We start from the raw sequence: 25,520 nt of genomic DNA on the forward strand, positions 1-25,520 counted from the left end.
CGGCTAGGCGGCCACGGTGAGCGCGCCGAGCGCCTCGGCCACGAGCAGCGACTCGATGCCGCGCAGGTGCTCCTCGACCAACACGGAGTCGAAGACGCTGGTGTCGGCGAAGAGCGTCAGGTCGAGCACGCCGGGCACGGCGTTGACGTGCAGGAAGTACCGGGCGCCGTAGTGCTCGACCGGCTCCCAGGCCAGGGTCGTGTGCGGCAGCGCGGCCCGCAGACTGTCGGCGCTGACGTCCGCCGCGGCCGAGACGGGCGTCTGCGAGTCGAAGCGGCGGTCGTTGAACGAGCAGGACAGGTCGACCTCGCCGAGCTGCTCGACGAGCGCATCGAGAGCGACCGGGTCGTACTGCGCGTGCAGGTACGCCTGCATCGAGGCCCGCATGGCGCGGCCGATGACGGGGCGGAGCTCGTCGTCGCCGACCTCGATGACGCACAGCCCGTCCTGCGAGGCGGGCCCGACCGAGCCGGCGAGGCCGGGGCGGAACCGGTTGCTGACGATGACCTGCAGGACGGCCTCGCGGGCGCCGGTCTGGCGGGCGAGCTGCACCGCGGCCGCGGCGAGGATGACCGCCGACGTGCTGACCCGCTCGCGCTCGGCGAGCAGACTGACGGCCTGGTCGCCGGCGGGTGAGCTGAGGGTCGCGCTGATGAACCGGGGCTCGCCGTCGGGCTCGCCGAACCGGCTGGCAGGCACGGCGCTCAGCTGCCGCCGCCAGTACCGCAGCGCCTTCCCGGTCTGCCGCCGCCCCGCATCGGAGTGCTGGTGCAGGGCCAGGTCGTACGGCTGGGCGTCGGTCGGATCGAGCGTGGGCCGGCCGACGAGGCCGGAGACGACGTCGTTGACGAGCGCGGTGAGCCCGCCCCGGTCGGTGACCATGTGGCAGATCGCGAAGACGGCGTGCGTGACGACGTCGCCCACGCGCACCGCACCGACCCGCAACGGCCACTCGTTCGGGTAGTCGAACGCCGGCTCGGTGAGCCGCCGCTGCAGCTGCCGCGCCGCGGCGCCGGCCTCGGCCCGCTCGGCGTCGACGAGCTCGAGCTCGATGACGCCGTCCCGCGCCACCGTCTGCCGCGCCTCGCCGGCCTCGTCGAGCCGCACCGTGGTCCGCAGCGACTCGTGGCGGCCCATGATGTACGACACCGTGTCGGTGATCCTCGACAGCGGCGTGTCGACGGACAGGCCCTCGTCTTCGAGGGCGGTCACCCAGCTCATGTTGAGGCTCGCGTCGTCGGGCACGAGACGCTGGATCGCGCGCCAGATGGCAATCTGGCCCCAGCTCAGCCCGCACTCGCCGCCTCGCGCACCGGTGAACCCGACGGCGATCCGTTCCGTCATCGGCTCATTGAATCGGTGGCATTTCACGGGTGTCAATACCGGGGCAACCCGACCATCACTGGCCTTCGTCAATGTCTATGCGCCGGCACCTGCGCGAGTGTAGTGAAGGGCACCGGTTCACACTCCTGGCCATGATCGCCCTGGCATGGTCACGATGGCGACGCCGACACCAAACCGGTGCCAAACGAAGCCACTACAAACGGCGCTGGATGCGTTTGAGCCGGTTCTTGATGATCGCCTGCAGGTGGGTGACGCCGTGGACGGCGAGGTTGCTGGTGGTTGGCCTCGTGGGTGGTGGCGGAGTGCTTCAGTCGTCCTGAAGTACCGTTGTGTGATGGATCGGAGGTTCCCGCCCCATCCGGTCCGTGGCGTCCGGGTGCGGCACTCCCCTCAGACCGGCGGCACCTGCGTGTTCGCCGACGTCACCGTGGATTTCGAGCCGGGCTCGCCCGGGTTCGCGTTCACCGTCGCCGAGGATGTCCGCTACCCGGGCTACAACAACCCGGAAGCGCTATCCGGGTACCGCGCAGCGCTGGCCGAGGGTCTGTCCGACGCCTTGGCAGACCGGGTGACCGGAGCCGAGGTGGCGGTGACCGTCGTGCTACGAACCCTGGTGGCGCACAAGGTCGACTCCAGCGAAAGGTCATTCCGAACAGCCGGTCATCTCGCCGTCCGTATGGCCTTCAGTCAGATCGAGAGTCAGTATTCGCTGTCCGAGGGAGTCCGTGGCGGGGCACACCGCCAGCCGAAGTTGGCAGGGCCAGATACGTTGACCTGAGGCAGGACAACTCCATCCGGACGGTGTGGCCCGAAAGCGTCCGGATCTACTTGGCACTTTCTTCGGATGCTGGCTGAGTTCCAGCGGCCTGTCGCCAGTAGGCGAGGTTGCCGCGGGCGGTGAGGGTGTCGGGGTGGTCGGTTCCGAGCACCCGCAGATACTGTAGCTGCGCCTAAGCGCTACATGCCGCTGCCGTATTCGGCGCGACGGAGGTGAAAGTCAGACGCGGGCGCGGATCTGGGCGGCGCAGGAGGCGGCGACCGGCGCCCAGTCGGTGCCGAATGCGGTCGCCGAGGCCACTTCCGGGGTCCTCCAGCCGCGGACCACGGCCGCGAAGAAGTCGAGCATCCGGTCCTCGCCGAAGCGCTTGGCCAGGCACGACACGGCGAGCAGGGCGAGGCCATAGCGGGCCGTGCGCTCGTCCGCCGACGCGTCCCTCGGCATCGCGCCGAGGGTGATGGTGCCGTCCCAGCGGCCGGCCTTGACGAACCGCCGCACGTGGGGCAGCCGGTCCCGGGTCCAGGCGCCGTCGCGGTCGGCGGCGTACTACCCGAACCGCACGGTGAACTCGTCGCGAAGGCCGGCGTCGACCGGCGCGAGGTAGCCGGACAGGTCGCCCGACAGCAGCGCCCGGCTCTGCGCGGCCAGCTCGAGGTTGACGGCCGCGGCCGCGGCCTGCGCGGGGGACACCGTCGCCGAGGCCACGGCCGACGGACCGGGCGCGGCCGACTTCGCCGGCCGCGCGCGCAGCCCGCCGGCGACGAGCAGCGCGGCGACCACCGCGACGACCACCGCGCCGGTCAGCAGGGTCCCGGACCGCCACGGCGATCGCCGTGACGGCAGCGGCGGCAGCGTTGCCGGTGTCGTGAACGGCGCCGGCACGAGCGGCCCGCACCCCGACGACCTCGACTGGCCGCGGCTCGCGACGCTCCTCACCGATCACGCGGGCAAGATACTCGACCCGGTTCAGCCGCCGTTGACCGGGCGGAACTGCGGTACGACCGTCTTGGCGCGTGCGGCTGCCACCGTGGTCGTCTTGATGGTGTCGAACATGGTGCGGCCGAGCACGGCGTGTGCCTCGACGGCCGGGTGGGTCGCGCCGTAGTTGTCGAGGTCGGGCAGGCCCTCGGCGAAGAAGCCGTAGACGAGCACCGGGGCGCCGTCGGGGCCGAACATGATGCCGGCCTCGTGCCGGGCCGCGCCCAGCGTGTTGAAGTCGGCGCCGTACTTGGTGGCGACGCGGCTGCGCTCCTGCGAGGACATGTTGCGGCGGATGCCGTCGTGGTAGCCGTCGATCCAGCGCAGAATGCTCAGCAGGAACGTGCACGAGGCCGGTGTGAGCAGGGTCTTGTTCGCCAGGCGGGTCAGCAGGTCGGTGATCTCGTGCGGCGTGGTCGTGCCGAGGTAGAACCGGTTGGGGTTGGCCACCGGCTCGACCCGGGTGTGTACGAAGCCCTTGGCCGCGAGGATCTCGTTGATCTCCAGCGCGGGCACCACGCGGCCGCACATGCGCACCGCGGTGTTGTCCGACACGAGCAGCATCGCGGTGAGGAAGTTGGCGACGGTGATGTCGTCGCCCCACACGGTGTGCAGGAAGTAGATGCCGCTGCCGCCCAGGATGATGTCGGCCTGCAGGTCCAGCTTCTGGCCCAGCTGCAGCTCGCCCCGGTCGATCTTGTCCATGACGGCGGTGGCCACCGCGAGCTTCTGCACGCTGTAGCCGTTCACCACGTGGTCGGCGTCCTGCTCGACGACGGTGCGCAGCGCGCCGGCGTCGTCGACGCGGGTGACGTGGGAGTACCAGGTGCCGCCGGCCTTGGCCGTCTGGCGGGCGTACGTGCGCCGGATGCGTTCGGCCGGCGCCAGCTTCGAGAGGTCGTCGGCCGGCGCCGCGGCGGCCTTGCCTGCGGCGACGAGGGCGGCGGCCGCACCGGCACCGGCCGCCAGCGCGGCCCGTCGGGTCATATCCATGCCGACCGAGGTTAATTCAAGCCGGGAAATGTCGGTCGAAAGAGGCCGCTCTTTATGAGAAATGTTAAAGGCGCCAACCAACGAAGCCCTGTGTTCCGTCCTAACTTGAGTTTTAACCTTGAGCGGGTCGGTATCGACCCCGGCTGATGACGGCAACAGCCCTTGGGTGATCATTCCTCTTGTCTAGGGAAGAAGATCCACAAACCAAGGGCTGTTGTGGTGATCAGTGTGCCTGACGTCCGACCGGACTGCGCGGCCGGGGATCTCGCCGGGTTCCGGCAGGAGTTCTACCGGTCTCTGACCGGCCGGGCGGATGTGCTGTTCGAACTGGCCGATGCGGTGCTGTGCGGTGACGGGCCGGTGCATTCGCTGGCTGAGCTGTCGCTGGTCGCCGAGCACCGCCGTGGTCATGGTTCGCTGTACGCGGCGTTGAGCCGCGGCCGGATGGACATTGAGCGGCTGCGGGTCAGCCTGAGCGCGGTGCCGGTGCCCCGGCCGCGGACGGGCGGATCGTCTTGGCGGTGGATGTGACGTCCTGGCTGCGGCCGGAGGCGCACACCGCACCGGAGCGGATCCTGTGTCACACCTACGGGCGGGGCAAGGATCAGCACATCATGGTCCCGGGGTGGCCGTACTCGTTCGTGGTGGCGCTGCAGACCGGCCGTAGCTCGTGGACCGCGCCGCTGGACGCGGTCCGCCTCGCCCCGGGCGCCGACCTGGCCGCGGTCACCGCCGAGCAGCTGCGCCAGGTGGTGACCCGGCTGGTCGAGACTGGGCACTGGCAGCCCGGCGATGCCGAGGTCTGGGTCGTGATGGACGCCGGCTACGACGCCGCGCGGCTGGCCTACCTGCTGCGGGATCTGCCGGTGCAGATCCTGGCCCGGATGCGCTCGGACCGGGTCCTGCGCCGCCCTGCGCCACCGCGAGCGCCGGGCAGCATGGGCCGGCCGCGCCGGCACGGCGGGGAGTTCATCTTCGCCGACCCGGCCGGCTGGGGCGCCCCGGACGTGTTGACCGTGACGGAGACCCGCCTCTACGGCACGGCGACGGCACGGGCCTGGAACCGGCTGCATCCCCGGCTGACCCGCCGCGCCGCATGGGCCGACTGCGCTGTGCTGCCGATCCTGGAGGGCACCGTGATCCGCCTCGACGTCGCCCGGCTGCCCTCGGGCGCGACCGCGAAGCCGGTGTGGCTGTGGTGGTCCGGCGTGGACGCCGAACCGGCCACCGTGGACCTGTTGTGGCAGGCGTTCCTGCGCCGCTTCGACATCGAGCACACGTTCCGGCTGTTCAAGCAGACCCTCGGCTGGACCGTGCCGAAGCTGCGCACCCCACAGGCCGCCGACCGGTGGACCTGGCTGATCATCGCCGCCTACACCCAACTGCGCCTCGCCCGTCCCCTCGCCGCCGACCTGCGCCGGCCGTGGGAACGGCCCGCACCGCCCGAACGGCTCACCCCCGCACGAGTCCGCCGCGCCTTTCGGCACCTCCGCGCGACAACCGTGAGGCTGTCGCACAGCTTTCGATCTTCGGCTGTCGAGAGTCGTTGCTGCAATTCGTCCGCGGTTGACGATCATGTCGTGCCGTGGCATACAACTTCATCTCCTGTAGCGCGGACGGCTTGTCACTGCCCGGACATGACCTGCGTGGGTGGCTGCCGTCGCAGCATCTGTGCTGGCAGGTCCTGAAGATCGTCGGTGAGCTCGACCTGTCGGAGTTCCTGCGGGGCTACCGCACCGACGGCCAAGGCGCGGCCGCGTATCCACCGCAGGTGCTGCTGAGCTTGGTGCTGTATTGCTACTGCAAGGGCGTGCGCTCGTCACGCAGAATCGAGGGAGCATGCCTCGGCGATGTGGGCTGCCGGATCATCACCAGCAACCAGCACATCGACCATGCCACCATCGCGCGGTTCCTGCGCCGTCACCGCGACCGTATGAAGGCACTGTTCGTGCAGGTCCTGGCGCTATGCGCCCAGCGTGGGCTGGTGGACCTGTCCGCAGTCGCGGTGGACGGCTCGCCGATGCAGGCGGCCGCCGCCCGCTCCACCAACCGCAGCCTCCACGCTTTGGAAACCGTGATCGCCGATGGCGAGGTCGAGATTGACCAGTTGATGAGTGACATGGACAACCCGGCAGCCGCCGAAGAGGGCAAGCAGACCGCTGCCGGCAGCCGTCTGCGGCGGCTGTCCCGGCTCGGCGACCGCATGGCGCGAGCCCGGGCGGCCCGCGACAAGCTGTATGAGCGCGCGCTGCCCTCAGCCGGCGAGATCCGGATCAAGGTCGAGGCCGCCGAGCGGATGGTGGCCAGAGCCGCCCAGCGCTTGGCCGAGGTTACCGCCGCCCAGCAGCAGCGGCTGGCCGACTACGCCCGCCGGAGCCTGCAGGACCAGGCCGAGGGACGCCGGCGCGCCAACGGGCGCCCACCGGTCGCGGTCGAGGCCAAGACCAAGGTCGTCCGGCAGCACGCCCGGTTGGCAAGGGCGCAGGCCGCGCTGCACCGTGCGCTCAACCCCCGGCCGATCCCGTCGGCAGCGGCCAGGGCCTCACTTACCGATCCAACGTCGCGGCTCATGCTCGGCAAGCACGGCGGCTACGTGCAGGGCTACAACGTGCAGATCGCCTGCTCCCGCAACCAGGTCCTCCTCGCTATCGAACTGCACGACAACCCGTCAGACACCACTGCCCTGATCCCCGTCATCAGACGTGCTCGGCACAACTGCGCGACCGCGGGCCTGACCAGCGATGTCGCGGCATGGCTCGCGGACAGCGGATACGCCAGCACCGCGAACTTCACCGCCCTGGCCGACCTCCCGCTGCTCGTGTCGCTCACCAAGGAATACGACCAGACCAGGGCCACCACACCACCCAGCCACAACGCCCCCGCCGGCCACCGCGACATGGCGACCCGCCTGGCATCCCCCGAAGGCAAGCAGCTCTACGCCCGCCGCGGCGCCCTCGTCGAACCCGGCTTCGCCCAACTGTTCCAATGGTTCGGACGCCACCTGCACCACCGCGGCACCAACGACGTCGACGCCGAGATCAAACTACTCGGCGTCGTCCACAACCTGAACAAGATCTTTCGTCAGACGCCAGACGAAAGACCGCTTGACAGCCGAAGATCGAAAGCTGTGCGACAGCCTCGGCAGTTTCGCGCGCAGGTGGCGAAACCCGCGCCGTACACGGGCGGGGGTCAGGCGGCCCGGTTCGGTAGCCGGTCGTTCCCACGGGCGGCGTAGGTCGTTGGTGAGATCTCGGCCCAGGCGCAGTTGCGTATAGGCGACGATCGTCAGCCAGGTCCAGCGGTCGGCTGTCTTCGGGTCCCGGATGCGTGGTTTGGTCCAGCCAAGAGTTTTCTTGAACAGCCGGAACGTATGTTCCAGATCGAATCGGCGCAGGTACGCCTGCCAGAGCCGGTCCACATTGGACATATCGAGTCCGATCGCCGAACTCCACAGCCAGACCGGTTTCGGGTTGCGGTCGCCCGGCAACCGGTCCACGAGCAGCCGGATCAACGTACCCTCCACAGTGGGCAGTTGCCCTTCGTGTCCGGCCCAGGCAGCGCGGCGGTGCAACCGCTGATGTGCTCGGTCCCACGCGTCGGCAAACGCCTTGCCGTAGCGGCTCGTTGTCCCGCACCCGGCTGGGCCACGACACGGCCCCGCCACCCGACGACACATGGAACGTGCCGGATTCGTCGTCCAGGGCCGCGCCGGCCGCCGGATCCATCGTCGGCACCGTTGTGGAAACGATCATCGCGCAGTATCCGGGCGCCGTTCGACCCACGGGGCCGGCGCCGGTCGTTCGCTGCCGGCGTCCGGGGGATTGTCCGCCGATCGTTGGGGTCGTACCCGCCAACCTGCATGAAATGGTTCTGGACGTCGATGAGGTGCGTTAGAGTTCCTAACAAAGATAGTAGATGACCCACTGGTGTCCTTTGTAGACGTTCGTCTACCATGCTGAGCTGTGCGGCGTGGTGAGCAGCCGCCGTGGATCGTGCCCGATGGGCTGTGGCAGCGGATCGAGCCGCTGCTGCCCAGACATGTCCCACGCGATCCACGGCGACCCGGTCGGAACCGGATCCCGGATCGGCAGGTGCTGTGCGGGATCTTGTTCGTGCTGCATACCGGGATCCAGTGGGAGTTCCTACCCAAGGAGCTCGGATTCGGCTCCGGGATGACGTGCTGGCGGCGGCTGGAGGAATGGAACCGCGCCGGGGTCTGGCAGCAGTTGCACGAACTGCTCCTCGCCGAATTGCAGGGCGCGGGGAAGCTGGACTGGTCCCGAGCGGTCATCGACTCCTCCCACGTCCGCGCCGCCCGGCGCGGCCCAGAAGCGGTCCGAGCCCGGTCGACCGCGCCCGAGCGGGCTCGAAGCACCACGTCCTGACCGAGGGCGCCGGCATCCCCCTGGCCGTCTCACTGACCGGCGGCAACCGCAACGACGTCACCCAACTCCTGCCGCTGATCGACAAGGTCCCACCCGTGCGGGGCCGCCGCGGCCGGCCCCGCCAACGCCCCGACGAGGTCTTCGCCGACCGCGCCTACGACCACGACAAGTACCGCCGAGCGGTACGGGCCAAGGGCATCCGCCCCCGCATCGCGCGCCGCGGTCAACCGCACGGCTCCGGCCTCGGCGTGTTCAGGTGGGTGATTGAGCGGACGATGTGCGCCGCGAGGCGCTCTGTTGTATCCCCAGCTCAGCTGGGAGGGACTCGAAGGGAGGTTCCTGGGTTGGCTGGCTTACCTGGATCCGAAAGGTGAAGGGGACAGGAGCATGCCAGAGCAGCCCGGTGGCTGGGCCCAGATGTCAGGGACGGTGCACCGGGAGGACCCGCGTGATATGGCGAAAGCTGGATTGCCTGAACCCTAATCTCCAGTCGATGCAAGTTCTCATCCACCGGAAAGGCATCTGAAACCGGTGCCGTGCTCTGCGTCGGAGTCGATTGTGGCCGACGCACCCTCGGAGCGCGGGGCGACGCCCAGCGAGGGTGTTCAAGGAGATGAGTGGGGCGCCTACGTCACGCTGCTACGTACAACAGAGACGAACGCGGGATCGCCTGTGGGACGCGAGTCCTATGGCGACGGAGGCCTCGTAGTAGTCGCCGGAGTCACGACCGGCCAGGGAGGGCGGGAAAGCCGTCTGCAGGGCGAAGGGGGCCAGGTGATCGGACACCACAGAACTGAGAGGTATGCGTAATGCAGAGCGCCGCAACGGTGCTGGGTGTCCTGCGTGAGCGTGGCAGGCGCGGCCTGCCGCTTGACGAGCTGTATCGGCAACTGTTCAACCCGCAGCTGTATCTGCTGGCCTACGGACGCATTTACGCCAACCACGGCGCGATGACGCCCGGGGTCACGCAGGAGACCGTGGACGGCATGTCCCAGGCGAAGATCGGCCGCATCATCGCGGCGATGCGCCACGAGCGCTACCGATTCCGCCCGGTGCGACGGGTGCACATCCCGAAGAAGAACGGGAAGACCCGCCCGTTGGGACTGCCGACCTGGTCGGACAAGCTCGTCGGCGAGGTGGTCCGCCTGCTGTTGGAGGCGTACTACGAGCCGACGTTCTCCGACCGGTCCCACGGGTTCCGGCCACGGCGAGGCTGTCATACCGCGTTGCGGGAGATCGCCAACACCTGGACCGGAACGGCCTGGTTCATCGAGGGCGACATCGCCGACTGTTTCGGATCGCTCGATCACGGCCTGATGATCACGACCCTGTCGGAGAAGATCCACGACAACCGGTTCCTGCGGCTGGTGCGCAACATGCTCACAGCCGGATACCTGGAGGACTGGAAATGGGGCGCCACCCTGTCCGGGGCTCCCCAGGGCGGCGTGGCCTCGCCGGTCCTGTCCTCGATCTACCTGCACAAACTGGACCAGTTCGTCGAGACAGTCCTGATCCCGGAGTACACCCGAGGGGGCCGTAGGGCGCGCAACCCTGCCTACCTGGACCTGCAGAACCAGCTGGCCAAGGCCCGACGGCGTGGTGACCGCCCACTGGCGCGGGCACTGCGGCGGCGGATGGTCAGCCTGCCCAGCGCCGACCCGGACGATCCGGGATACCGGCGGTTGCGGTACTGCAGGTACGCAGACGACCATCTGCTCGGGTTCACCGGCCCGAAAGCCGAAGCCGAAGACATCAAACAGCGCCTGGCCGAGTTCCTGCGCGACGAACTCAAGCTCGAACTCTCCCGGGACAAGACGCTGATCACCCACGCCCGCACAGGCGCGGCCCGTTTCCTCGGCTACGAGATCACCGTCCAGCACAACGACACGAAGAAGACCGGCCGTTACCGGCGCGTCAACGGCCAGATCGCCCTGCGTGTCCCCAGGGACGTGATCAAGGCCAAGTCCGCCCCCTACCTGCACCGCGGCAAACCCGCCAAGCAGAAGACCCTGACCAACGGCAGCGACCACACCATCGTCGCCACCTACGGGGCCGTCTACCGGGGCATCGTCCAGTATTACCTGCTGGCCGGGGACGTCTATCGACTGCACCGGCTGCGCTGGGTCATGGAGACCTCCATGCTCAAGACCCTGGCGGGCAAGCACCGCTCGACGGTGTCGAAGATGGCGGCCAAGCACAAAACCAAAATCCAGACACCGCACGGGCCACGCACCTGCTTCGAAGCACGCATCGAACGCGACGGCAGGAAACCACTGGTCGCACGGTTCGGTGAGACACCACTCCACCGGCAGAAAACGGCGACGGTCACCGACCGCCAACCGATCCGGGTCGACCACCCGCACAAGGAACTCGTCTCACGACTCCTCGCGGACGTCTGCGAGATCTGCCAGCGACCGGGCAAGGTGGAAGTCCACCACGTCCGCAAGCTCGCCGACCTCGGCCAACCCGGGCCGCTGCAGCCCCAATGGGCCAAGGCCATGGCCAACAGGCGACGCAAAACCCTCGTGGTCTGCGCCTCCTGCCACGGCCAGGTCCACACCGGGCAACCAGCCATACCGCTCACGCAGTAATCACTGGAGAGCCGGACGATCGGGAAACCATCAAATCCGGTTCGGCGGGAGGCCGCGCGGAAAAGGACCAGTCCAAAAGGCTGGCACCTCGCCGCGCGGCCGACCCATCCGCTTGGTACCACGGGATGAAACGACTCCGCATCCGGTGGGAACGCCGCGACGACATCCACGAAGCCTTCCTTGGCCTCGCCACCTGCATCATCACGTACCGACACGTCGTGCGACTTTGTTAGGACCTCTTAGGCCCAGCGGCTGGCGAAACGCGGCGACCTCGGCCCGCCCAGCCTCGGCGCAGGGCGCTTCACCAAGCGCGGCAGCGGCATGCTCCCTCTACCCGAGTGCGTCCGCCATCCTGGACCTCCAGAGTCCTTGCTCCACGTGCTCAAGCATCGCGGCGCTGAGGAACAGTACGAGTCGCCGATAGCTCCCCGGCAGCGCGTCGATGGGCAGTTGTCTGGAATCTGTCAGTCGGAGCCATCAGCCGGTGTTTCGGCTCAGCGGCAATCCGCCGGTGCGCGACTGCGAGAGCGCACAAAACTCGCCATACATATACGGGGTTGGCTCGGGGTGATCAAGTGCTGTCCCAGCTCAGGTGATGCACCCCTCCATGATCCCCAGGGTTGGCCGAACATGGAGAACTGGCCCAACGCAGGTGGGCGAGGTTGCCTCGTCAGCAATATCGACGGCGGTGTCTACCGGTTTGCCGACACTCCAAGGACGTTTCTCGATCGGCAACATCGTTTCCCGTTGACCGGCGCTCTTATCTTGCGGCCAGGTCGGCCCAATGGTTCTGTTCATCGACTTGGCGCACCGCGTTGAGAGGAGTCACCTCATGACCGCACTTGCCCAGCCCTTGACCGGCAACGTCCACGTGACCGGCCGGCGGGTGGTGGCCACCTTGATTGATTTGCTCGTGCTCGGTGTCGGCTACCGTCTTCTGGCCGCGTCGCTGGGTCTGCCGTTGAGCCTCTCCAGTCAGCTGGACGGCACCAACGAGGCCACCGACGGCGATTTCGCTTCCCGCGTCGCGGACAACTACCCCGCGATCCTTGCCTACTTCGGAATCGTCGCCCTCTACTACATTGTGCTCGAGAGCGTATGGGGCCGGACGATCGGCAAATGGGTGACCGGCATTCGGGTGGTCACGGCTACAGGCGGGAAACCCGGGTTCTTGCCGGTTCTCGCTCGCACCGCGTTCCGTTTGGTGGACGGGTTCGCCAGCTACCTCGTGGGCTTCCTGGTAGCAGTGAGCAGCTCGCGACGCCAGCGCGTGGGTGACATGGTCGCCAACACACTGGTGATCCGGGCTTAGCTTGTCGTTTAACCTGCCGGGTTCATCGATGTGACCCGGTGATCACGCGGACAGCCCTTGTCTGATCATGGTTCTTACGACAGAGACCACGAAGACAAGGGCTGCGGTGATCAGTGTGCCTGATGCTGGTTCGGCTGGTGAAATCGGAACGCTGTCGGCGTTCCGGTGCGGGACAAGCCGGGTGGGCGGCCTGGTCCTGGCCGGGTGGGTTTCGGTGCGCTGGCGGGAACCGGCAGAGGCTGTCGCACAGCTTTCGATCTTCGGCTGTCAAGCGGTCTTTCGTCTGGCGTCTGACGAAAGATCTTGTTCAGGTTGTGGACGACGCCGAGTAGTTTGATCTCGGCGTCGACGTCGTTGGTGCCGCGGTGGTGCAGGTGGCGTCCGAACCGTTGGAACAGTTGGGCGAAGCCGGGTTCGACGAGGGCGCCGCGGCGGGCGTAGAGCTGCTTGCCTTCGGGGGATGCCAGGCGGGTCGCCATGTCGCGGTGGCCGGCGGGGGCGTTGTGGCTGGGTGGTGTGGTGGCCCTGGTCTGGTCGTATTCCTTGGTGAGCGACACGAGCAGCGGGAGGTCGGCCAGGGCGGTGAAGTTCGCGGTGCTGGCGTATCCGCTGTCCGCGAGCCATGCCGCGACATCGCTGGTCAGGCCCGCGGTCGCGCAGTTGTGCCGAGCACGTCTGATGACGGGGATCAGGGCAGTGGTGTCTGACGGGTTGTCGTGCAGTTCGATAGCGAGGAGGACCTGGTTGCGGGAGCAGGCGATCTGCACGTTGTAGCCCTGCACGTAGCCGCCGTGCTTGCCGAGCATGAGCCGCGACGTTGGATCGGTAAGTGAGGCCCTGGCCGCTGCCGACGGGATCGGCCGGGGGTTGAGCGCACGGTGCAGCGCGGCCTGCGCCCTTGCCAACCGGGCGTGCTGCCGGACGACCTTGGTCTTGGCCTCGACCGCGACCGGTGGGCGCCCGTTGGCGCGCCGGCGTCCCTCGGCCTGGTCCTGCAGGCTCCGGCGGGCGTAGTCGGCCAGCCGCTGCTGCTGGGCGGCGGTAACCTCGGCCAAGCGCTGGGCGGCTCTGGCCACCATCCGCTCGGCGGCCTCGACCTTGATCCGGATCTCGCCGGCTGAGGGCAGCGCGCGCTCATACAGCTTGTCGCGGGCCGCCCGGGCTCGCGCCATGCGGTCGCCGAGCCGGGACAGCCGCCGCAGACGGCTGCCGGCAGCGGTCTGCTTGCCCTCTTCGGCGGCTGCCGGGTTGTCCATGTCACTCATCAACTGGTCAATCTCGACCTCGCCATCGGCGATCACGGTTTCCAAAGCGTGGAGGCTGCGGTTGGTGGAGCGGGCGGCGGCCGCCTGCATCGGCGAGCCGTCCACCGCGACTGCGGACAGGTCCACCAGCCCACGCTGGGCGCATAGCGCCAGGACCTGCACGAACAGTGCCTTCATACGGTCGCGGTGACGGCGCAGGAACCGCGCGATGGTGGCATGGTCGATGTGCTGGTTGCTGGTGATGATCCGGCAGCCCACATCGCCGAGGCATGCTCCCTCGATTCTGCGTGACGAGCGCACGCCCTTGCAGTAGCAATACAGCACCAAGCTCAGCAGCACCTGCGGTGGATACGCGGCCGCGCCTTGGCCGTCGGTGCGGTAGCCCCGCAGGAACTCCGACAGGTCGAGCTCACCGACGATCTTCAGGACCTGCCAGCACAGATGCTGCGACGGCAGCCACCCACGCAGGTCATGTCCGGGCAGTGACAAGCCGTCCGCGCTACAGGAGATGAAGTTGTATGCCACGGCACGACATGATCGTCAACCGCGGACGAATTGCAGCAACGACTCTCGACAGCCGAAGATCGAAAGCTGTGCGACAGCCTCCCGTCTGCCCCACCAACGCACCGAAACCCAGCCGGCCAGGACCCGGACGGCCACCCGGCCGACGCAACACCCACCCGCCTCCCGCCACCAGGTCCACCTCGCCAGCAGCGGGGAAGCCTGGAAACCCCAGGCACCAACGAAGAAACCGAAGAAGTCGAACAATCCCCGGCCGCGCTGCACAGGATAAAACTCAAGCTAGGAGAAGGATCGGAAGTGTCAACCGTCCCATGACGTTCGCGGGTTGCTGCTGACGGATCGGTTGCGAGGCAGGGGTGTTGCGAGATTCGCGCTGGTTGTTGGGCAGACTGTCGGGTGTGATCGTCGCGGTGACCGGCCCGAGCGCGGCCGGCAAGACCACGTGGTGCCGACGCCACCACCCCGAAAATTTGGTCGCCGAGTACGCGCCGACCGGCGCGGAACCGGACGACGGGGACTTGTCGGCGCAGGCTGCCTTCTGGTCGGCGGTGAACTGCCGCCGGTGGCAGGCCGCGGTAGCGCGGGAGCGGGCCTCTGGCTTGGCCGTCTGCGACGACGACCCGTTGAAGCTGCACTATTCCTGGTCGCTGGTCCGTATCGGTGCGGCCAGTCCAGAACTGTGGACGTTCGAGGTGGCCGCGAACCGGGCTGCCATCGCGGCCGGCCGTCTCGGCTTCGCCGACGTGGTACTGGTTTCCCTGCCGTCCGTTGAGGAGCTGCGCCGGCGCCGGGATGGCGACCCGACCCGTCAACGTCGCAACTTCGCGTTGCACGTTCGGCTGGCGGAACCGTTGCGGGAGTGGTACCAGGCGCTGGAGCTGGCCGCACCCGGCCGGGTGCGCTGGGGACTGCCGTCGGACGGCCTTCCCGCCGTACTGCCTGCGGCGAGGGCGGACCGATACGACCCCGCGGTGTTCGACGCGCTGATTGCGGCGCTACCTCATATCAGTTGACCGGTGCACTCGCCGTCTGCCCATGCTGTCGTCGACGCATCCGGGTGGCTATGGCCCCGCAGGCCAACGCCAACGAGGTGGACGGGTGGCGGGGCGGCGACGCGCCGGCCCGGCCTTCGCGCAGCATCCCCGGCAAGGCTTCGCGGGTGTTGTCCAGGAAGCAGAGCGGTGCGGCCCCACGCCCGCATCGGAACCACTCAAGTCTCGGGCGGCTGGCGTCCGGATCTACGTCCGGCAGGACGTTGCTGTCAGATGCCCTCGTCATCATCGCGCTGAGCCGATCTGTGGTGCGCGGCAGCAAGCGCGTCGATGAACCGGGCGAGCACCTCGTCGGCCCGCAGCGGACGAGCTGTGCTCACCTGAAACCAGTCCACGTCGACGTGGCGAGCCCGTACGATTTCTGGTTGCGCGGCGAGCGCCTGCTCGATCAGGTCGTCCTCGCCATCGGGTTCAACCTCGACGATGCTCGTGATGGCTTCCTCGATTCCGAGATCCCACGTCATCTCGTCCGGGGTGTCCAGATACAGCAGTCCGCATAGGTTGTCCCGCGTGACCGCGCCGAACTCATCCTCGTCGTCCCAGTCGAACAACGCAGGCCACACCTGTGGGGTGCGGTCGAGCGCCGCGGCCACCGCGTCGGTCGTCTCAAGTTGCTCGCCCCGGTACCTAGCCGTCGCGTTTCGGAATTCGTACATTCTCGCCTCCCAGTCGCCTTGCGGTGGCGTGCCCGACCGCGGGTCGAGAGATGCCTCCGCTTCCGACGGACGATGGTGCCATGTCCGACGGACGGCCTCGCCGCCGACGCGGCCACGACATCACCCTGCAGCGCCCACGAGCGGGCCAAAATCTGCACAGGCTCCGAAGACCTCGTGGCCCGCGCCTGACACGACCGCGCACTCACCGATAGGTAGTCGCGCAAATAGCGGCTGATCGGGCGATCGGGACCTATACCCGCGCCACACCCACATCACCGCGCCTGCTGAAAGACCTGGGCTCACAGAGACCCGCGGGCGGAGGGGCTCCGCCCGCGGGCCGGTTCGTTGCCCGTTCGTACGGCTAGATCGCTTGCCAGAGGCTCGGCGCGGCCGGCGGGCTCCAGTCCGGCTGCGACGTGTGGGCCTGCAGGCACCGGTAGCTGCGCCCGTTGTAGGACACGACGTCGCCGACGTGGTACGCGTGGCCGGTCACCCACGGCGCGGCCGTGCTCGTGCCGCCGCCACCCGGGGGTGTGGTCGTGCCACCGCCCCCGCCGGGCGGTGTGGTCGTGCCGCCACCGCCGCCGGTGCATGCGCCGTTGTCGGTCCACGGCTTGCCGTCGCCGACGTTGAGGTTCGGCTGCTCGCCCTGGGTCCACCACTTCGCCGTGTACTTGTGGCCGTTGTAGGACACGACCGAGCCGCCGACGTAGGCGGTCGCCGCGTTCCAGACGGGCGCGGTGCAGGATCCGCCACCGCCGCCCGGGGTGGTCGGCGGGGGGGTTCGTGGTGGGCGGGAGGCCGCCACCGCCGCCGAAGAAGATCTTCGTGAAGTCGAGCGACGCGCCGCCGAGGCCGGAGCAGTTGGGGGAGACCCCGCCGCCCGCGCACGGCTGGTCGCGACCGACGGACCAGAAGGCGAGCCGCCCGACGCCGTTGGACTTCGCCCAGGACACGATGCTCTGCGCGTTGGCCTGGCTGACGACCTCGCCGGGGCTGTCGTTGTTGCCGATCATCGGGGTGATCCCGATGTTGGCGTACGTGGCGTTGGTGAACCCGGCGCTCTTCGCCGCGCTCAGCGTGCCCGCCGCCGCCGTCTTCGCCGCGGCCGCCATGTCGCTGACCGCGTGGCCGTAGTCCATCGTCATCGCGTTGATGACGTCGACGTTGACGCCGTTGCTCTTGGCGGCCTTGAGGAAGCGCGGGGACCCGCTCGGGGCCCCCGCGCTCGGGTGGATCAGCCGTACACTTCGAACTCGAACAATGAGTAGCCGTACGCGGTGCCGCGGGCGGTGCCGTTGATGCGCACGTAGCGGCCGGTGGCGCCGAGGGCGGTGTTGTCGTCGACCCCGCCGTCGCCGTTGGTGATGGTGCGGACCGTGGTCCAGTTCGTGCCGTCGGCCGAGGTCTGGATCTGGTAGTTCTTGCCGTACGCGGCTTCCCAGGTCAGTTTCACCCGGCTGATCGAGTACGACTGGCCCAGGTCGACCTGGATCCACTGTGGATCGGAGAAGGCGCTCGACCAGCGGGTGGTGGCGGAGCCGTCCACCGCGGCCGATGCCGGGGTCCCGGCGTTCTCCGTGCTCGACGCGGTCGCCGGCCGGTTCAGCGCCAGGTTCCCGGCCGGCGGGGGTGTGGTACCACCGCCGTACACCTCGAACTCGAACAGCGAGTAGCCGTACGCGGTGCCGCGGGCGGTGCCGTTGATGCGCACGTAGCGGCCGGTGGCGCCGAGGGCGGTGTTGTCGTCCACTCCGCCGTCGCCGTTGGTGATGGTGCGGACCGTGGTCCAGTTCGTGCCGTCGGCCGAGGTCTGGATCTGGTAGTTCTTGCCGTACGCGGCTTCCCAGGTCAGTTTCACCCGGTCGATCGAGTACGACTGGCCCAGGTCGACCTGGATCCACTGTGGATCGGAGAAGGCGCTCGACCAGCGGGTCGTGGCCAAGCCGTCCACCGCGGCCGATGCCGGGGTCCCGGCGTTCTCCGTGCTCGACGCGGTCGCCGGCCGGTTCAGCGCCAGGTTGCCCGACGTGGGCGGCGGCGTCGTGCCGGTGGTGAACGTGAAGTCGTCGATGTCGAAAAGCGAGCCGGTGGTACCGCCGGTGAAGACCAGGTACAGCTGGTGCGTGCCGGACGGCGGGGTCACCGTCCCCGTCACGTCGACCCAGGTCTCCCAGCCGCCGGTCGGGGCGACCTGCACCGAGCCCACCGCCGGACCGGTCGGCGAGTCGGTCCGCAGCGTGATCGTCCCGCCGATGCCGGCCGAGGCGACGCGCGCCGAGAATCCGGTGGCGCCGGCCAGGTTGTACGGGTTGAACGAGATCCAGTCGCCGTTCTCGATGAACCCGACGGCGTTGCCGCCGTGCGCGCTCGGCTTGGCGGCGAGCTGGACGCCGCTCATCGACCCGTAGTGTTCGGCCTGCCGGGTCAGCGGCTGCAGCACCCGCTGGTCCTGGACCGCGCTGCCGCTGACCGGGGTGTACTGCGCGTTGATCACCCCGAAGATGTTCGCGGACGCGTCGTGCTCACCGTCCACACTGGTCTGGATCGTCCCGGTGCAGCCGTTCTTGCTGGTGATCGGGTGGCCGTGGCTGTCGTGGCCCAGGATGTAGCTGACCGTGACCCGGTTGCAGTCGACGGTCCCGGTGTTCGGATCGGTGACCCGGACCTCGAACGGCACCGCGTCACCGAACTTGAACAGCGATCCGTTGACCGGTGTGACCAGCGTGACCGATGGCCGGCCGACGCCGATGACCGTGCTGGCGGTGGATATCCGGCCGCCGGTGTCCCGCACCGTCAGCGTGGCGGTGTACTCCCCGTTGGCGGGGTAGGTGAACGTCGGGTTCGCCGCCGTGGAGTCGGTCGTGCCGTCGGTGGTGAAGTCCCAGGCGTAGGTGATCGCGTCACCGTCCGGGTCGTTGCTGCCGGCCGAGCTGAACTGCACGGTCAGCGGCGCCGCGCCGGCGCTCGGGGTGGCGCTGGCCTGGGCGATCGGTGCCCGGTTGCCGCCGCTGTTGTACTCGATGCGGTAGAGGGCCGAGTTGGCGTCGCCGCCGAACCAGCCGGTGCCGTAGTCGAGCACGTACAGGGCGCCGTCCGGCCCGAACTCCATGTCCATGATCGCGGTTCCGGTCCACGGGAACGCGTCGATCGCGCCGGCCGTGCCGTCGCCGTTCAGGGTGACTGTCTTGATCCACCGGCTGGTGAACTCGCCGAGGAAGACCTTCCCGTTGTACGAGGACGGGAACTTCACATCGGAGACCAGCGCGGGGTTGAAGTTGTAGACCGGGCCGCCCATCGGGCCGCCGCCGCCCAGCTCGGGCCGCCAAGGACCCTGGCCGCCGTACGGCAGCCAGCCCGCCTTCGACGGCGGGAGCGTGGTGATGCCCGTGTTGTTCGGCGAGTTGTTCGTCGGCCCACCGGCACAGTTGTACGGGCCGGCCGACGGCCCGTTGGGGAACGTGTACTCCTGGTAGGGGGTGTTGTAGTTGGAGCAGTACGGCCAGCCGAAGAAGCCCGGCCCGGTGATCCGGTCGAACGCCACCGTGCCGGCCGGCCCGCGCTGCGGGTCGGCGGTGCCCGCGTCGGGGCCGTAGTCACCGAGGTAGACGACCCCGGTGGCCTTGTCGACGCTCATCCGGAACGGGTTGCGGAAGCCCATGGCGTAGATCTCGGGCCGGGTCTTCGCCGTACCCGGGGCGAACATGTTGCCGGCCGGGATGGTGTAGCCGCCGGTGGCGCCCGGCTTGATCCGCAGCACCTTGCCGCGCAGGTCGTTGCTGTTGGCGGCGGTGCGCTGCGCGTCGAACGCGGGGTTGTGGTCGGGCCGCTCGTCGAGCGGCGCGGAGCCGGCCGAGTCGAACGGGTTGGTGTCGTCACCGGTGGACAGGTAGAGGTTGCCGGCCGCGTCGAAGTCGATGTCACCACCGACGTGGCAGCACTGCCCCCGGCTGGTCGGCACGTCCAGGATCGTCACCTGCGAGGCCAGGTCGATCGTGTTGTCGTCCCGGACGGTGAACCTGGCCAGCTTGTTGGAGCCGTTGAACGGGGCGAACTGCGCCGCCGTACCGGTCGCCGGTGCGTCGCCGGCGGGGGTGCTCAGCGGTGGCGCGTAGTAGACGTACACCCAGTGGTTGCTGGCGAAGTTCGGGTCCGCCTTGATGCTTTGCAGGCCCTCCTCGTCGTGGCTGTAGACCGACAGCGTCCCCGCCACCTTGGTGTTGCCGTTGACGTCGGTGTACCGGATGACGCCGTCACGGGAGGTGTGCAGCACGCCGCGGTTGGGCAGGACGGTGAGCCCCATCGGCTCACCGGTCTCGGCCGCGCCCTTGGCCAGCGTCACCTGCGAGAAGGTGCCGGCGGCCGGCGGCTGGGTGCCGACGGTGCAGTTGCCGGTGCCCTGCGCGGCGTAGCGGATGCCGCCGAGCAGGTGGGTGCGGAAGTTGGCCTCGCTGAAGCTCTCGATGGTGTGGCCGAGGCCGGTGTACCACGAGCGGCCGCCGTCGTAGGCGCGGCACCACGAGATCGGGTGGTCGCCGTTCATGGTGCCGCCGGTGTAGCTGGTCTCGTCGAGGTTGGCCAGCACGTGCGTCGTGGCCCGCGGGTTGGTGCGGTAGTTGTAGAGCTCGTCGGTCCGGTTCCAGGTCGCCGGCAGGCCGGCCGTCGACGGGTGGGTGGTGTCCTCGATCCGCACCCGGACCGGCTGGATCGCCGGGTGGCTCGAGAACCAGGCGCCCACGAGGCCGCCGTACCAGGGCCAGTCGTACTCGGTGTCGGCCGCGGCGTGCACGCCGACGTAGCCGCCGCCGGCCCGGATGTAGCGTTCGAACGCGGCCTGCTGGTTGGCGTCGAGCACGTCAGCGGTGGTGGACAGCCAGATGACCGCCTTGAACCGGGCCAGGTTGGCGTCGTTGAACTGGGCGGCGTCCTCGGTCGCCTCGACCGAGAAGTTGTTCTGCGTGCCGAGTTGCTGGATCGCGGCGATGCCCGCCGGGATCGAGTCGTGCCGGAACCCCGCGGTCTTGCTGAAGATCAGCACCGAGAAGTCGGCGGCGAACGCGGGGGCGATGTTGATGCCTACCCCGGCGAGCACGACGGCGACGCAGAGCAGCACTCTGCGAAACATGATCGGATGTACCTCTCCATGAGAAAACCACGAACCGACGTGCGCCGATCACGTCTGTAAGGGCGGGTGACGCCCGCGCCTCGCCGAAGGTCGCGGGACATCGCGGACGCTGTTGCGGCGTCCGGGCCGATCGCCGTGTGCGGCGGCGAACGGTGTTCACGCAGATGGGTGGGGTGTCGGGTGGGTCGCCTCCTCCTCTTGCGTCGGGGGAGTCGCCGGCTGCCGGAGAGCGCTCTCTCGCCGGCGTGCCGATAGTTAAGCAGAGACTGCCGTCGTTGTCACGTGGTGAGCGGCGCTATCCGTGTCGCAGTCGGGCTGACTGGCTGGATATTCACGCCTGCCGTGCTCTGTCATCGACGGCCGGGAGTGTGACGCGGCGAGAGAGCGCTCTACAGTGATCGCCTCGGGGCGGCCATACACGCGCGGCGGCACGTGGCCGGCGGCACAGGCCGCGGCGCACGCACCGCCGAGCGCGACGTTCCGGCGTTCATCACCTTCGGTAGGCGATGCGCTCCCACCGGCTGGGTGGTCGCAGCGCGTTGGTGGCATGCAGGGCGCCGGTCACGGTCGTGTCCGAGGCGGTGAGCGTGAGCGCGCCGACACCGGCGCCCGCGGCGATGCGGCCCGGCACGGCCGTCGGGGTCTCGACCCGGTAGGTCAGCCCGGGCCAGCCGAGCACGTTCACGTCGCCCGCTGCGGCGAGGGCGGTGCTGCGGTTCCTCGGCCCCTGGACGGTCGCCACGACCTCGCCGGCCCGCACGACCTGGTACTTGTGCAGCAGGCCCGTCACGGCCTGAATCAGATGACGGCTGGCGTCGAAGGCGTCGGCCATGTTCGGGCCGGGTGCGAGCACGGCACCGAGGATCCTCAGCCGCTGCCCTTCGACGGTGATCTCGGCCGCGAAGAGCAGGCAGCCGCCGGCCTGATCGGTGGAGCCGGTCTTGATGCCGATCATCCCGTCCTTGCCGAGCTGGGAGTTGACGTTCTTGACCGGCCCGACGCCGGGGAGCGTGGCCTGCGGCATCGCCACGATCTGGGCCAGCACCGGCAGCTGCATCGCGGCGTGGGCGAGGATGACCTGGTCGGCGGCGGTGCTGACGGTGGCCGGGTCGAGCCCGGCCGGGTCGGTGTAGTGCGTGTTGGCCATCCCGAGCTGGGTCGCGGCCTGGTTCATCTCGGCCACGAACGCGGCGTCGCTGCCGGCGTCCCAGCGGGCGAGGATGTGGGCGATGTTGTTGGCCGAGGGCAGCAGCAGGGCCTGGAGCGCCTGGCGTTCGGTGAGCTCCTCGCCGGCCGTCACGGGGATCAGCGACTCCCCGCCGGCGAGCTGGGCCGGGTAGGCGGCGGCCTCCGCGGCCGTGACGGTCAGCGTGGGGCCGTCCTCGTTCAAGCGCAGCGGATGGTCGCGCAGGATGATGTACGCCGTCATCACCTTGGCGACGCTGGCGATCGGCACTGGCCGCGAACCGCCGGAGCCGCCCAGCCGGCCGAGCCCGTCGACCTCGAGCGCGGCCTGCCCGGCCTGCGGCCACGGCAGCACCGGCGCGCCGCCGGGGATCGCGTACATCTGCGGAACGGTCTGCACGACCCGCGGCGCCGGCACCGGACGGTTGAGCATGAACGCGACGAACCCGCCGGCGGTCAGCACCGTGACCACCACAGCCACGGACAGCCACAACCACAGCCGTCGACGACGGGCCGGCGGCGGCACCATTACCGGCTCCGGCTCCACTTCGGTACTGGTCAACCCGAACTCCCACGGACGATCGCTCAAACGGTCAAGCCGCGGCACGAAGGCGGCGCTCCGCAAGGCGGCGCTCCGCCCTACCCGATCCGACCGCTGGCTAACGTCTCAGCGCCCATCCGTCATGGCCGCCCGAGTTCCAGGGCGATGATTCGCGGTCGCTTTGAAGCTGACCCCTGACGTCAGGCGGTCAGCATGCTGCGGGCCTGGCCGAGGCCGCCGACCGTTTCCCGCAGCGCCGCGACGATCGACGTCTCGAGGTCCGGCCGGAGGCGGGACACCGGCACCGAGACGCTCACCGCGTCGACCGCCGGCGTCGCCAGCGGTACGGCCATCGCGATGCACTGGATGCCCTCGGTATTCTCCTCCCGGTCCACGGCGTATCCGGCCGCGCGTACGGCGGCCAGGCCGGCGTGGAAGGCGCGGCGGTCGGTGACCGTGTGGGGCGTGAGCCGCTGCAGGGGCCAGGTGAGCATCCGGTCGGCCGCCTGGTCCGGGTGCTCGGCGAGCAGTGCCTTGCCCAGCGCGGTGGCGTGGGCCGGCAGGCGGCGGCCGATCGCGCTGTAGAGGCGCAGGCGGTGGGTCGACTCGCGCTTGGCGAGGTACACGACCTGGTCGCCGTCGAGCCGTCCGAGGTGGACGGCCTCGCCGAAGCGTCGTGCCAGCTCGTCGAGGATGGCGCCGAGCAGGCCGACCGTGTCGTCCCCGTCGAGGAAGGCGGCGCCGACCCGCAGCGCGCGCATGCCGAGGCGGAAGCGGGTGCCGGTGTCGTCGGTCCGCACCCAGCCGCGGCTGGTCAGCGTGCGCAGAAGGCCGTGCAGACTGCTCTTCGGGATGTCGAGCGCGCGGGAGAGGTCGACCAGGGTCCAGGCCTGGGGCTGGTCGGCGAGCAGCTCGAGCAGGTCGAGCGTGCGTCCAGCCGACTTGACGGGCTGGAAGTCCTCTTGCGCAGTGGGCACGGCGCAACTGTAGCGAACGCTTGGCGTCTCCAGTATGGTCAGGTATGTGATTACCGTTCATGTGGATGAACAACTTCGGATCGGCAGGGTGCTGCCGGTCGTCGTCATCGAAGACGCCCGGCACGCCGACGCGCTCGGTAGTGCGCTGGTCAACGGCGGTCTCGCCGTCGCCGAGGTGACGCTGCGGACCGATGCCGGGCTCGATGCCATCAAGTCGCTCGCCGTCAGGGACGACCTCGTCGTCGGCGCCGGCACGGTGCTGACCGCCGCGCAGGCGGATGCGGCGATCGCGGCCGGTGCCCGGTTCGTCGTGACACCGGGCTTCGCGCCGGCCGTGGTCCGCGCCTGCCAGGACGCGGCAGTGCCGGTGTTCCCCGGCGTCGCCACCGCCACCGAGATCCAGATGGCCGTCGACGCCGGCCTCGACATCGTCAAGTTCTTCCCGGCGCAGCAACTCGGCGGGGCGAAGACGATCAAGGCGCTCTCCGCGCCGTACCGCGGGGTGCGGTTCATCCCGACCGGCGGTGTCACCACCGCCGTCATGCCGGAGTATCTGGCCCTGCCGGCCGTGCTCGCGGTCGGCGCGACCGCGATCGCCCCGGCCGACCTGATCGCCGGCGAGCAGTGGGACGAGATCACCACCCGTGCGGCGGAGGCGCTGGCAGTGGCGGGGGGTGCGGCGTGAGCGGCCTGACCCCGAGGTCGAAGGACGACTGCCGGTTCGACCTGGTCTCGCTCGGCGAGGTCATGCTGCGGCTCGACCCCGGCGAGGGCCGCGTCCGCACCGCCCGGCAGTTCAAGGTCTGGGAGGGTGGCGGCGAATACAACGTCGCCCGTGGCCTGCGCCGCTGCTTCGGGCTGCGGACCGCGGTGGTCACCGCGTTCGCCGACAATGAGGTCGGCCGGTTGCTCGAGGACCTCATCCTGCAGGGTGGCGTCGACACGAGCCTCATCACCTGGATGCCGTACGACGGAATCGGCCGGAGCGTGCGCAACGGCCTGAACTTCACCGAGCGCGGCTTCGGGGTGCGCGGCGCCGTCGGCACCTCGGATCGCGGGCACTCCGCGGCCAGCCGGCTCGAGCCGGGCGACGTCGACTGGGACCATCTCTTCGGCACGCTGGGCGTGCGGTGGCTGCACACCGGTGGCATCTACGCGGCCCTGTCGGAGACGGCGGCGCAGACGGTGGAGGCCGCGATGACGGCCGCCCGCCGGCACGGCACGATCGTGTCCTACGACCTCAACTACCGGCCCAGCCTGTGGAAGGCCGTCGGCGGCCAGGACCGTGCCCGGGAGGTGAACCGTCGTCTCGCCGGCCTCGTCGACGTGATGATCGGCAACGAGGAGGACTTCACCGCGTGCCTGGGCTTCGCGGTGCCGGACACCGACATCCACGGCGGATCGCTCGACGCCGGCAACTTCAAGTCGATGATCGAGGCGGTGGTCCAGGAGTACCCCAACTTCAAGGTCGTCGCGACCACCCTGCGGGGCGTGCGCAGCGCGACGGTGAACGACTGGGGCGCCGTGGCGTGGGCCGACGGGGCGTTCGCCGAGGCGACTCACCGGCCCGCCCTGGAGATCCTCGACCGGGTCGGCGGCGGTGACAGCTTCGCGTCGGGCCTGATCTTCGGCCTGCTGGAACGCGACGGCGACCTGGCGACGGCCGTGGAGTACGGCGCCGCGCACGGCGCGCTGGCGATGACCACCCCCGGCGACACCTCGATGGCCAGCCTTGCCGAGGTGGAGGCGCTGGTGCGCGGCGCCGGGGCCCGCGTCCAGCGCTGACGGTCAGATCAGGGCGATAGCTGAGGCCCTC

At 69.3% G+C, this 25,520-nt stretch carries 18 protein-coding genes and 3 pseudogenes; 10 read left to right on the forward strand and 11 right to left on the reverse strand.

Annotated features, from left to right (window positions below; all coding sequences use genetic code 11):
* Positions 1-3 precede the first annotated feature (3 nt).
* Complete coding sequence (locus tag ACQEVU_RS20970; protein ID WP_433325995.1) at positions 4-1,344, reverse strand: condensation domain-containing protein; 1,341 nt, start codon at positions 1,342-1,344, stop codon at positions 4-6.
* A gap of 334 nt (positions 1,345-1,678) precedes the next feature.
* On the opposite strand from ACQEVU_RS20970, the gene ACQEVU_RS20975 reads away from it, so the two are divergent.
* Complete coding sequence (locus tag ACQEVU_RS20975; RefSeq protein ID WP_433325997.1) at positions 1,679-2,122, forward strand: hypothetical protein; 444 nt, start codon at positions 1,679-1,681, stop codon at positions 2,120-2,122.
* A 219-nt stretch (positions 2,123-2,341) separates the two neighbouring features.
* On the opposite strand, the gene ACQEVU_RS20980 is transcribed toward ACQEVU_RS20975, so the two are convergent.
* From ACQEVU_RS20980 to ACQEVU_RS20990, 3 genes are all read right to left on the reverse strand, one after another.
* On the reverse strand, positions 2,342-2,620 hold the full coding sequence (locus tag ACQEVU_RS20980; protein ID WP_433325999.1) for a hypothetical protein: 279 nt from the start codon (positions 2,618-2,620) through the stop codon (positions 2,342-2,344).
* Between the two features lie 48 nt (positions 2,621-2,668).
* On the reverse strand, positions 2,669-3,004 hold the full coding sequence (locus tag ACQEVU_RS20985) for a hypothetical protein (protein WP_433326001.1): 336 nt from the start codon (positions 3,002-3,004) through the stop codon (positions 2,669-2,671).
* Between the two features lie 84 nt (positions 3,005-3,088).
* On the reverse strand, positions 3,089-4,093 hold the full coding sequence (locus ACQEVU_RS20990) for a serine hydrolase (RefSeq protein ID WP_433326003.1): 1,005 nt from the start codon (positions 4,091-4,093) through the stop codon (positions 3,089-3,091).
* Positions 4,094-4,312: 219 nt separating this feature from the next.
* Between ACQEVU_RS20990 and ACQEVU_RS20995 the strand changes: the two are divergent.
* Both ACQEVU_RS20995 and ACQEVU_RS21000 read left to right on the forward strand, forming a co-directional pair.
* Positions 4,313-5,595 (forward strand): annotated as a pseudogene (locus ACQEVU_RS20995) (NF041680 family putative transposase); the annotation flags it as partial.
* 83 nt (positions 5,596-5,678) lie between these two features.
* Entirely contained in the window at positions 5,679-7,328 is a 1,650-nt protein-coding gene (locus ACQEVU_RS21000; protein WP_433326005.1) for a transposase, read from the forward strand.
* Here ACQEVU_RS21000 and ACQEVU_RS21005 read toward each other — a convergent pair.
* Positions 7,239-7,718: pseudogene (locus ACQEVU_RS21005) on the reverse strand (NF041680 family putative transposase); the annotation flags it as partial. The gene ACQEVU_RS21000 and the pseudogene ACQEVU_RS21005 sit on opposite strands and share 90 nt — an antisense overlap.
* A gap of 364 nt (positions 7,719-8,082) precedes the next feature.
* Between ACQEVU_RS21005 and ACQEVU_RS21010 the strand changes: the two are divergent.
* The 3 genes and pseudogenes from ACQEVU_RS21010 to ACQEVU_RS21020 all read left to right on the forward strand — a co-directional run.
* Positions 8,083-8,753: pseudogene (locus tag ACQEVU_RS21010) on the forward strand (IS5 family transposase); the annotation flags it as partial.
* Between the two features lie 534 nt (positions 8,754-9,287).
* The gene (locus ACQEVU_RS21015) at positions 9,288-11,069 is read left to right on the forward strand and encodes a reverse transcriptase domain-containing protein (RefSeq protein ID WP_433322733.1); all 1,782 of its coding nucleotides are present in this window, start codon (positions 9,288-9,290) and stop codon (positions 11,067-11,069) included.
* An 832-nt stretch (positions 11,070-11,901) separates the two neighbouring features.
* On the forward strand, positions 11,902-12,381 hold the full coding sequence (locus ACQEVU_RS21020) for an RDD family protein (protein ID WP_433326007.1): 480 nt from the start codon (positions 11,902-11,904) through the stop codon (positions 12,379-12,381).
* A 110-nt stretch (positions 12,382-12,491) separates the two neighbouring features.
* Here ACQEVU_RS21020 and ACQEVU_RS21025 read toward each other — a convergent pair whose 3' ends face one another.
* Complete coding sequence (locus tag ACQEVU_RS21025; RefSeq protein WP_433326009.1) at positions 12,492-14,171, reverse strand: transposase; 1,680 nt, start codon at positions 14,169-14,171, stop codon at positions 12,492-12,494.
* Between the two features lie 395 nt (positions 14,172-14,566).
* Between ACQEVU_RS21025 and ACQEVU_RS21030 the strand changes: the two genes are divergently transcribed.
* A complete protein-coding gene (locus ACQEVU_RS21030; protein ID WP_433326011.1) occupies positions 14,567-15,181 on the forward strand; it encodes a hypothetical protein in 615 nt (204 codons plus the stop codon).
* A gap of 248 nt (positions 15,182-15,429) precedes the next feature.
* Here the strand turns inward: ACQEVU_RS21030 and ACQEVU_RS21035 are convergent, their stop codons facing one another.
* Positions 15,430-15,876, reverse strand: a complete 447-nt coding sequence (locus ACQEVU_RS21035) for a hypothetical protein (RefSeq protein WP_433326013.1) — start codon at positions 15,874-15,876, stop codon at positions 15,430-15,432.
* A gap of 361 nt (positions 15,877-16,237) precedes the next feature.
* Positions 16,238-16,684 carry a carbohydrate-binding protein gene (locus ACQEVU_RS21040; RefSeq protein ID WP_433326015.1) on the reverse strand — a complete coding sequence of 149 codons (447 nt, stop codon included), beginning with the start codon at positions 16,682-16,684 and terminating at the stop codon, positions 16,238-16,240.
* A 20-nt stretch (positions 16,685-16,704) separates the two neighbouring features.
* Between ACQEVU_RS21040 and ACQEVU_RS21045 the strand changes: the two genes are divergently transcribed.
* On the forward strand, positions 16,705-17,013 hold the full coding sequence (locus tag ACQEVU_RS21045) for a hypothetical protein (protein ID WP_433326017.1): 309 nt from the start codon (positions 16,705-16,707) through the stop codon (positions 17,011-17,013).
* Positions 17,014-17,113: 100 nt separating this feature from the next.
* Here ACQEVU_RS21045 and ACQEVU_RS21050 read toward each other — a convergent pair whose 3' ends face one another.
* The 3 genes from ACQEVU_RS21050 to ACQEVU_RS21060 all read right to left on the reverse strand — a co-directional run bounded on the left by ACQEVU_RS21050 (position 17,114) and on the right by ACQEVU_RS21060 (position 23,704).
* Entirely contained in the window at positions 17,114-21,001 is a 3,888-nt protein-coding gene (locus ACQEVU_RS21050) for a ThuA domain-containing protein (RefSeq protein WP_433326019.1), read from the reverse strand.
* A 490-nt stretch (positions 21,002-21,491) separates the two neighbouring features.
* A complete protein-coding gene (locus ACQEVU_RS21055) occupies positions 21,492-22,748 on the reverse strand; it encodes a D-alanyl-D-alanine carboxypeptidase family protein (RefSeq protein WP_433326021.1) in 1,257 nt (418 codons plus the stop codon).
* 179 nt (positions 22,749-22,927) lie between these two features.
* Positions 22,928-23,704, reverse strand: a complete 777-nt coding sequence (locus ACQEVU_RS21060; protein WP_433326023.1) for an IclR family transcriptional regulator — start codon at positions 23,702-23,704, stop codon at positions 22,928-22,930.
* A gap of 61 nt (positions 23,705-23,765) precedes the next feature.
* Between ACQEVU_RS21060 and eda the strand changes: the two genes are divergently transcribed.
* Both eda and ACQEVU_RS21070 read left to right on the forward strand, forming a co-directional pair.
* On the forward strand, positions 23,766-24,389 hold the full coding sequence (eda, locus tag ACQEVU_RS21065) for a bifunctional 4-hydroxy-2-oxoglutarate aldolase/2-dehydro-3-deoxy-phosphogluconate aldolase (protein WP_433326025.1): 624 nt from the start codon (positions 23,766-23,768) through the stop codon (positions 24,387-24,389).
* A complete protein-coding gene (locus ACQEVU_RS21070) occupies positions 24,386-25,489 on the forward strand; it encodes a sugar kinase (protein WP_433326027.1) in 1,104 nt (367 codons plus the stop codon). The genes eda and ACQEVU_RS21070 overlap by 4 nt, the downstream gene beginning before the upstream one ends.
* Positions 25,490-25,520 lie beyond the last annotated feature (31 nt).

The organism is Dactylosporangium sp. CA-139066 (genome assembly GCF_050936175.1).
Classification (GTDB): domain Bacteria; phylum Actinomycetota; class Actinomycetes; order Mycobacteriales; family Micromonosporaceae; genus Dactylosporangium.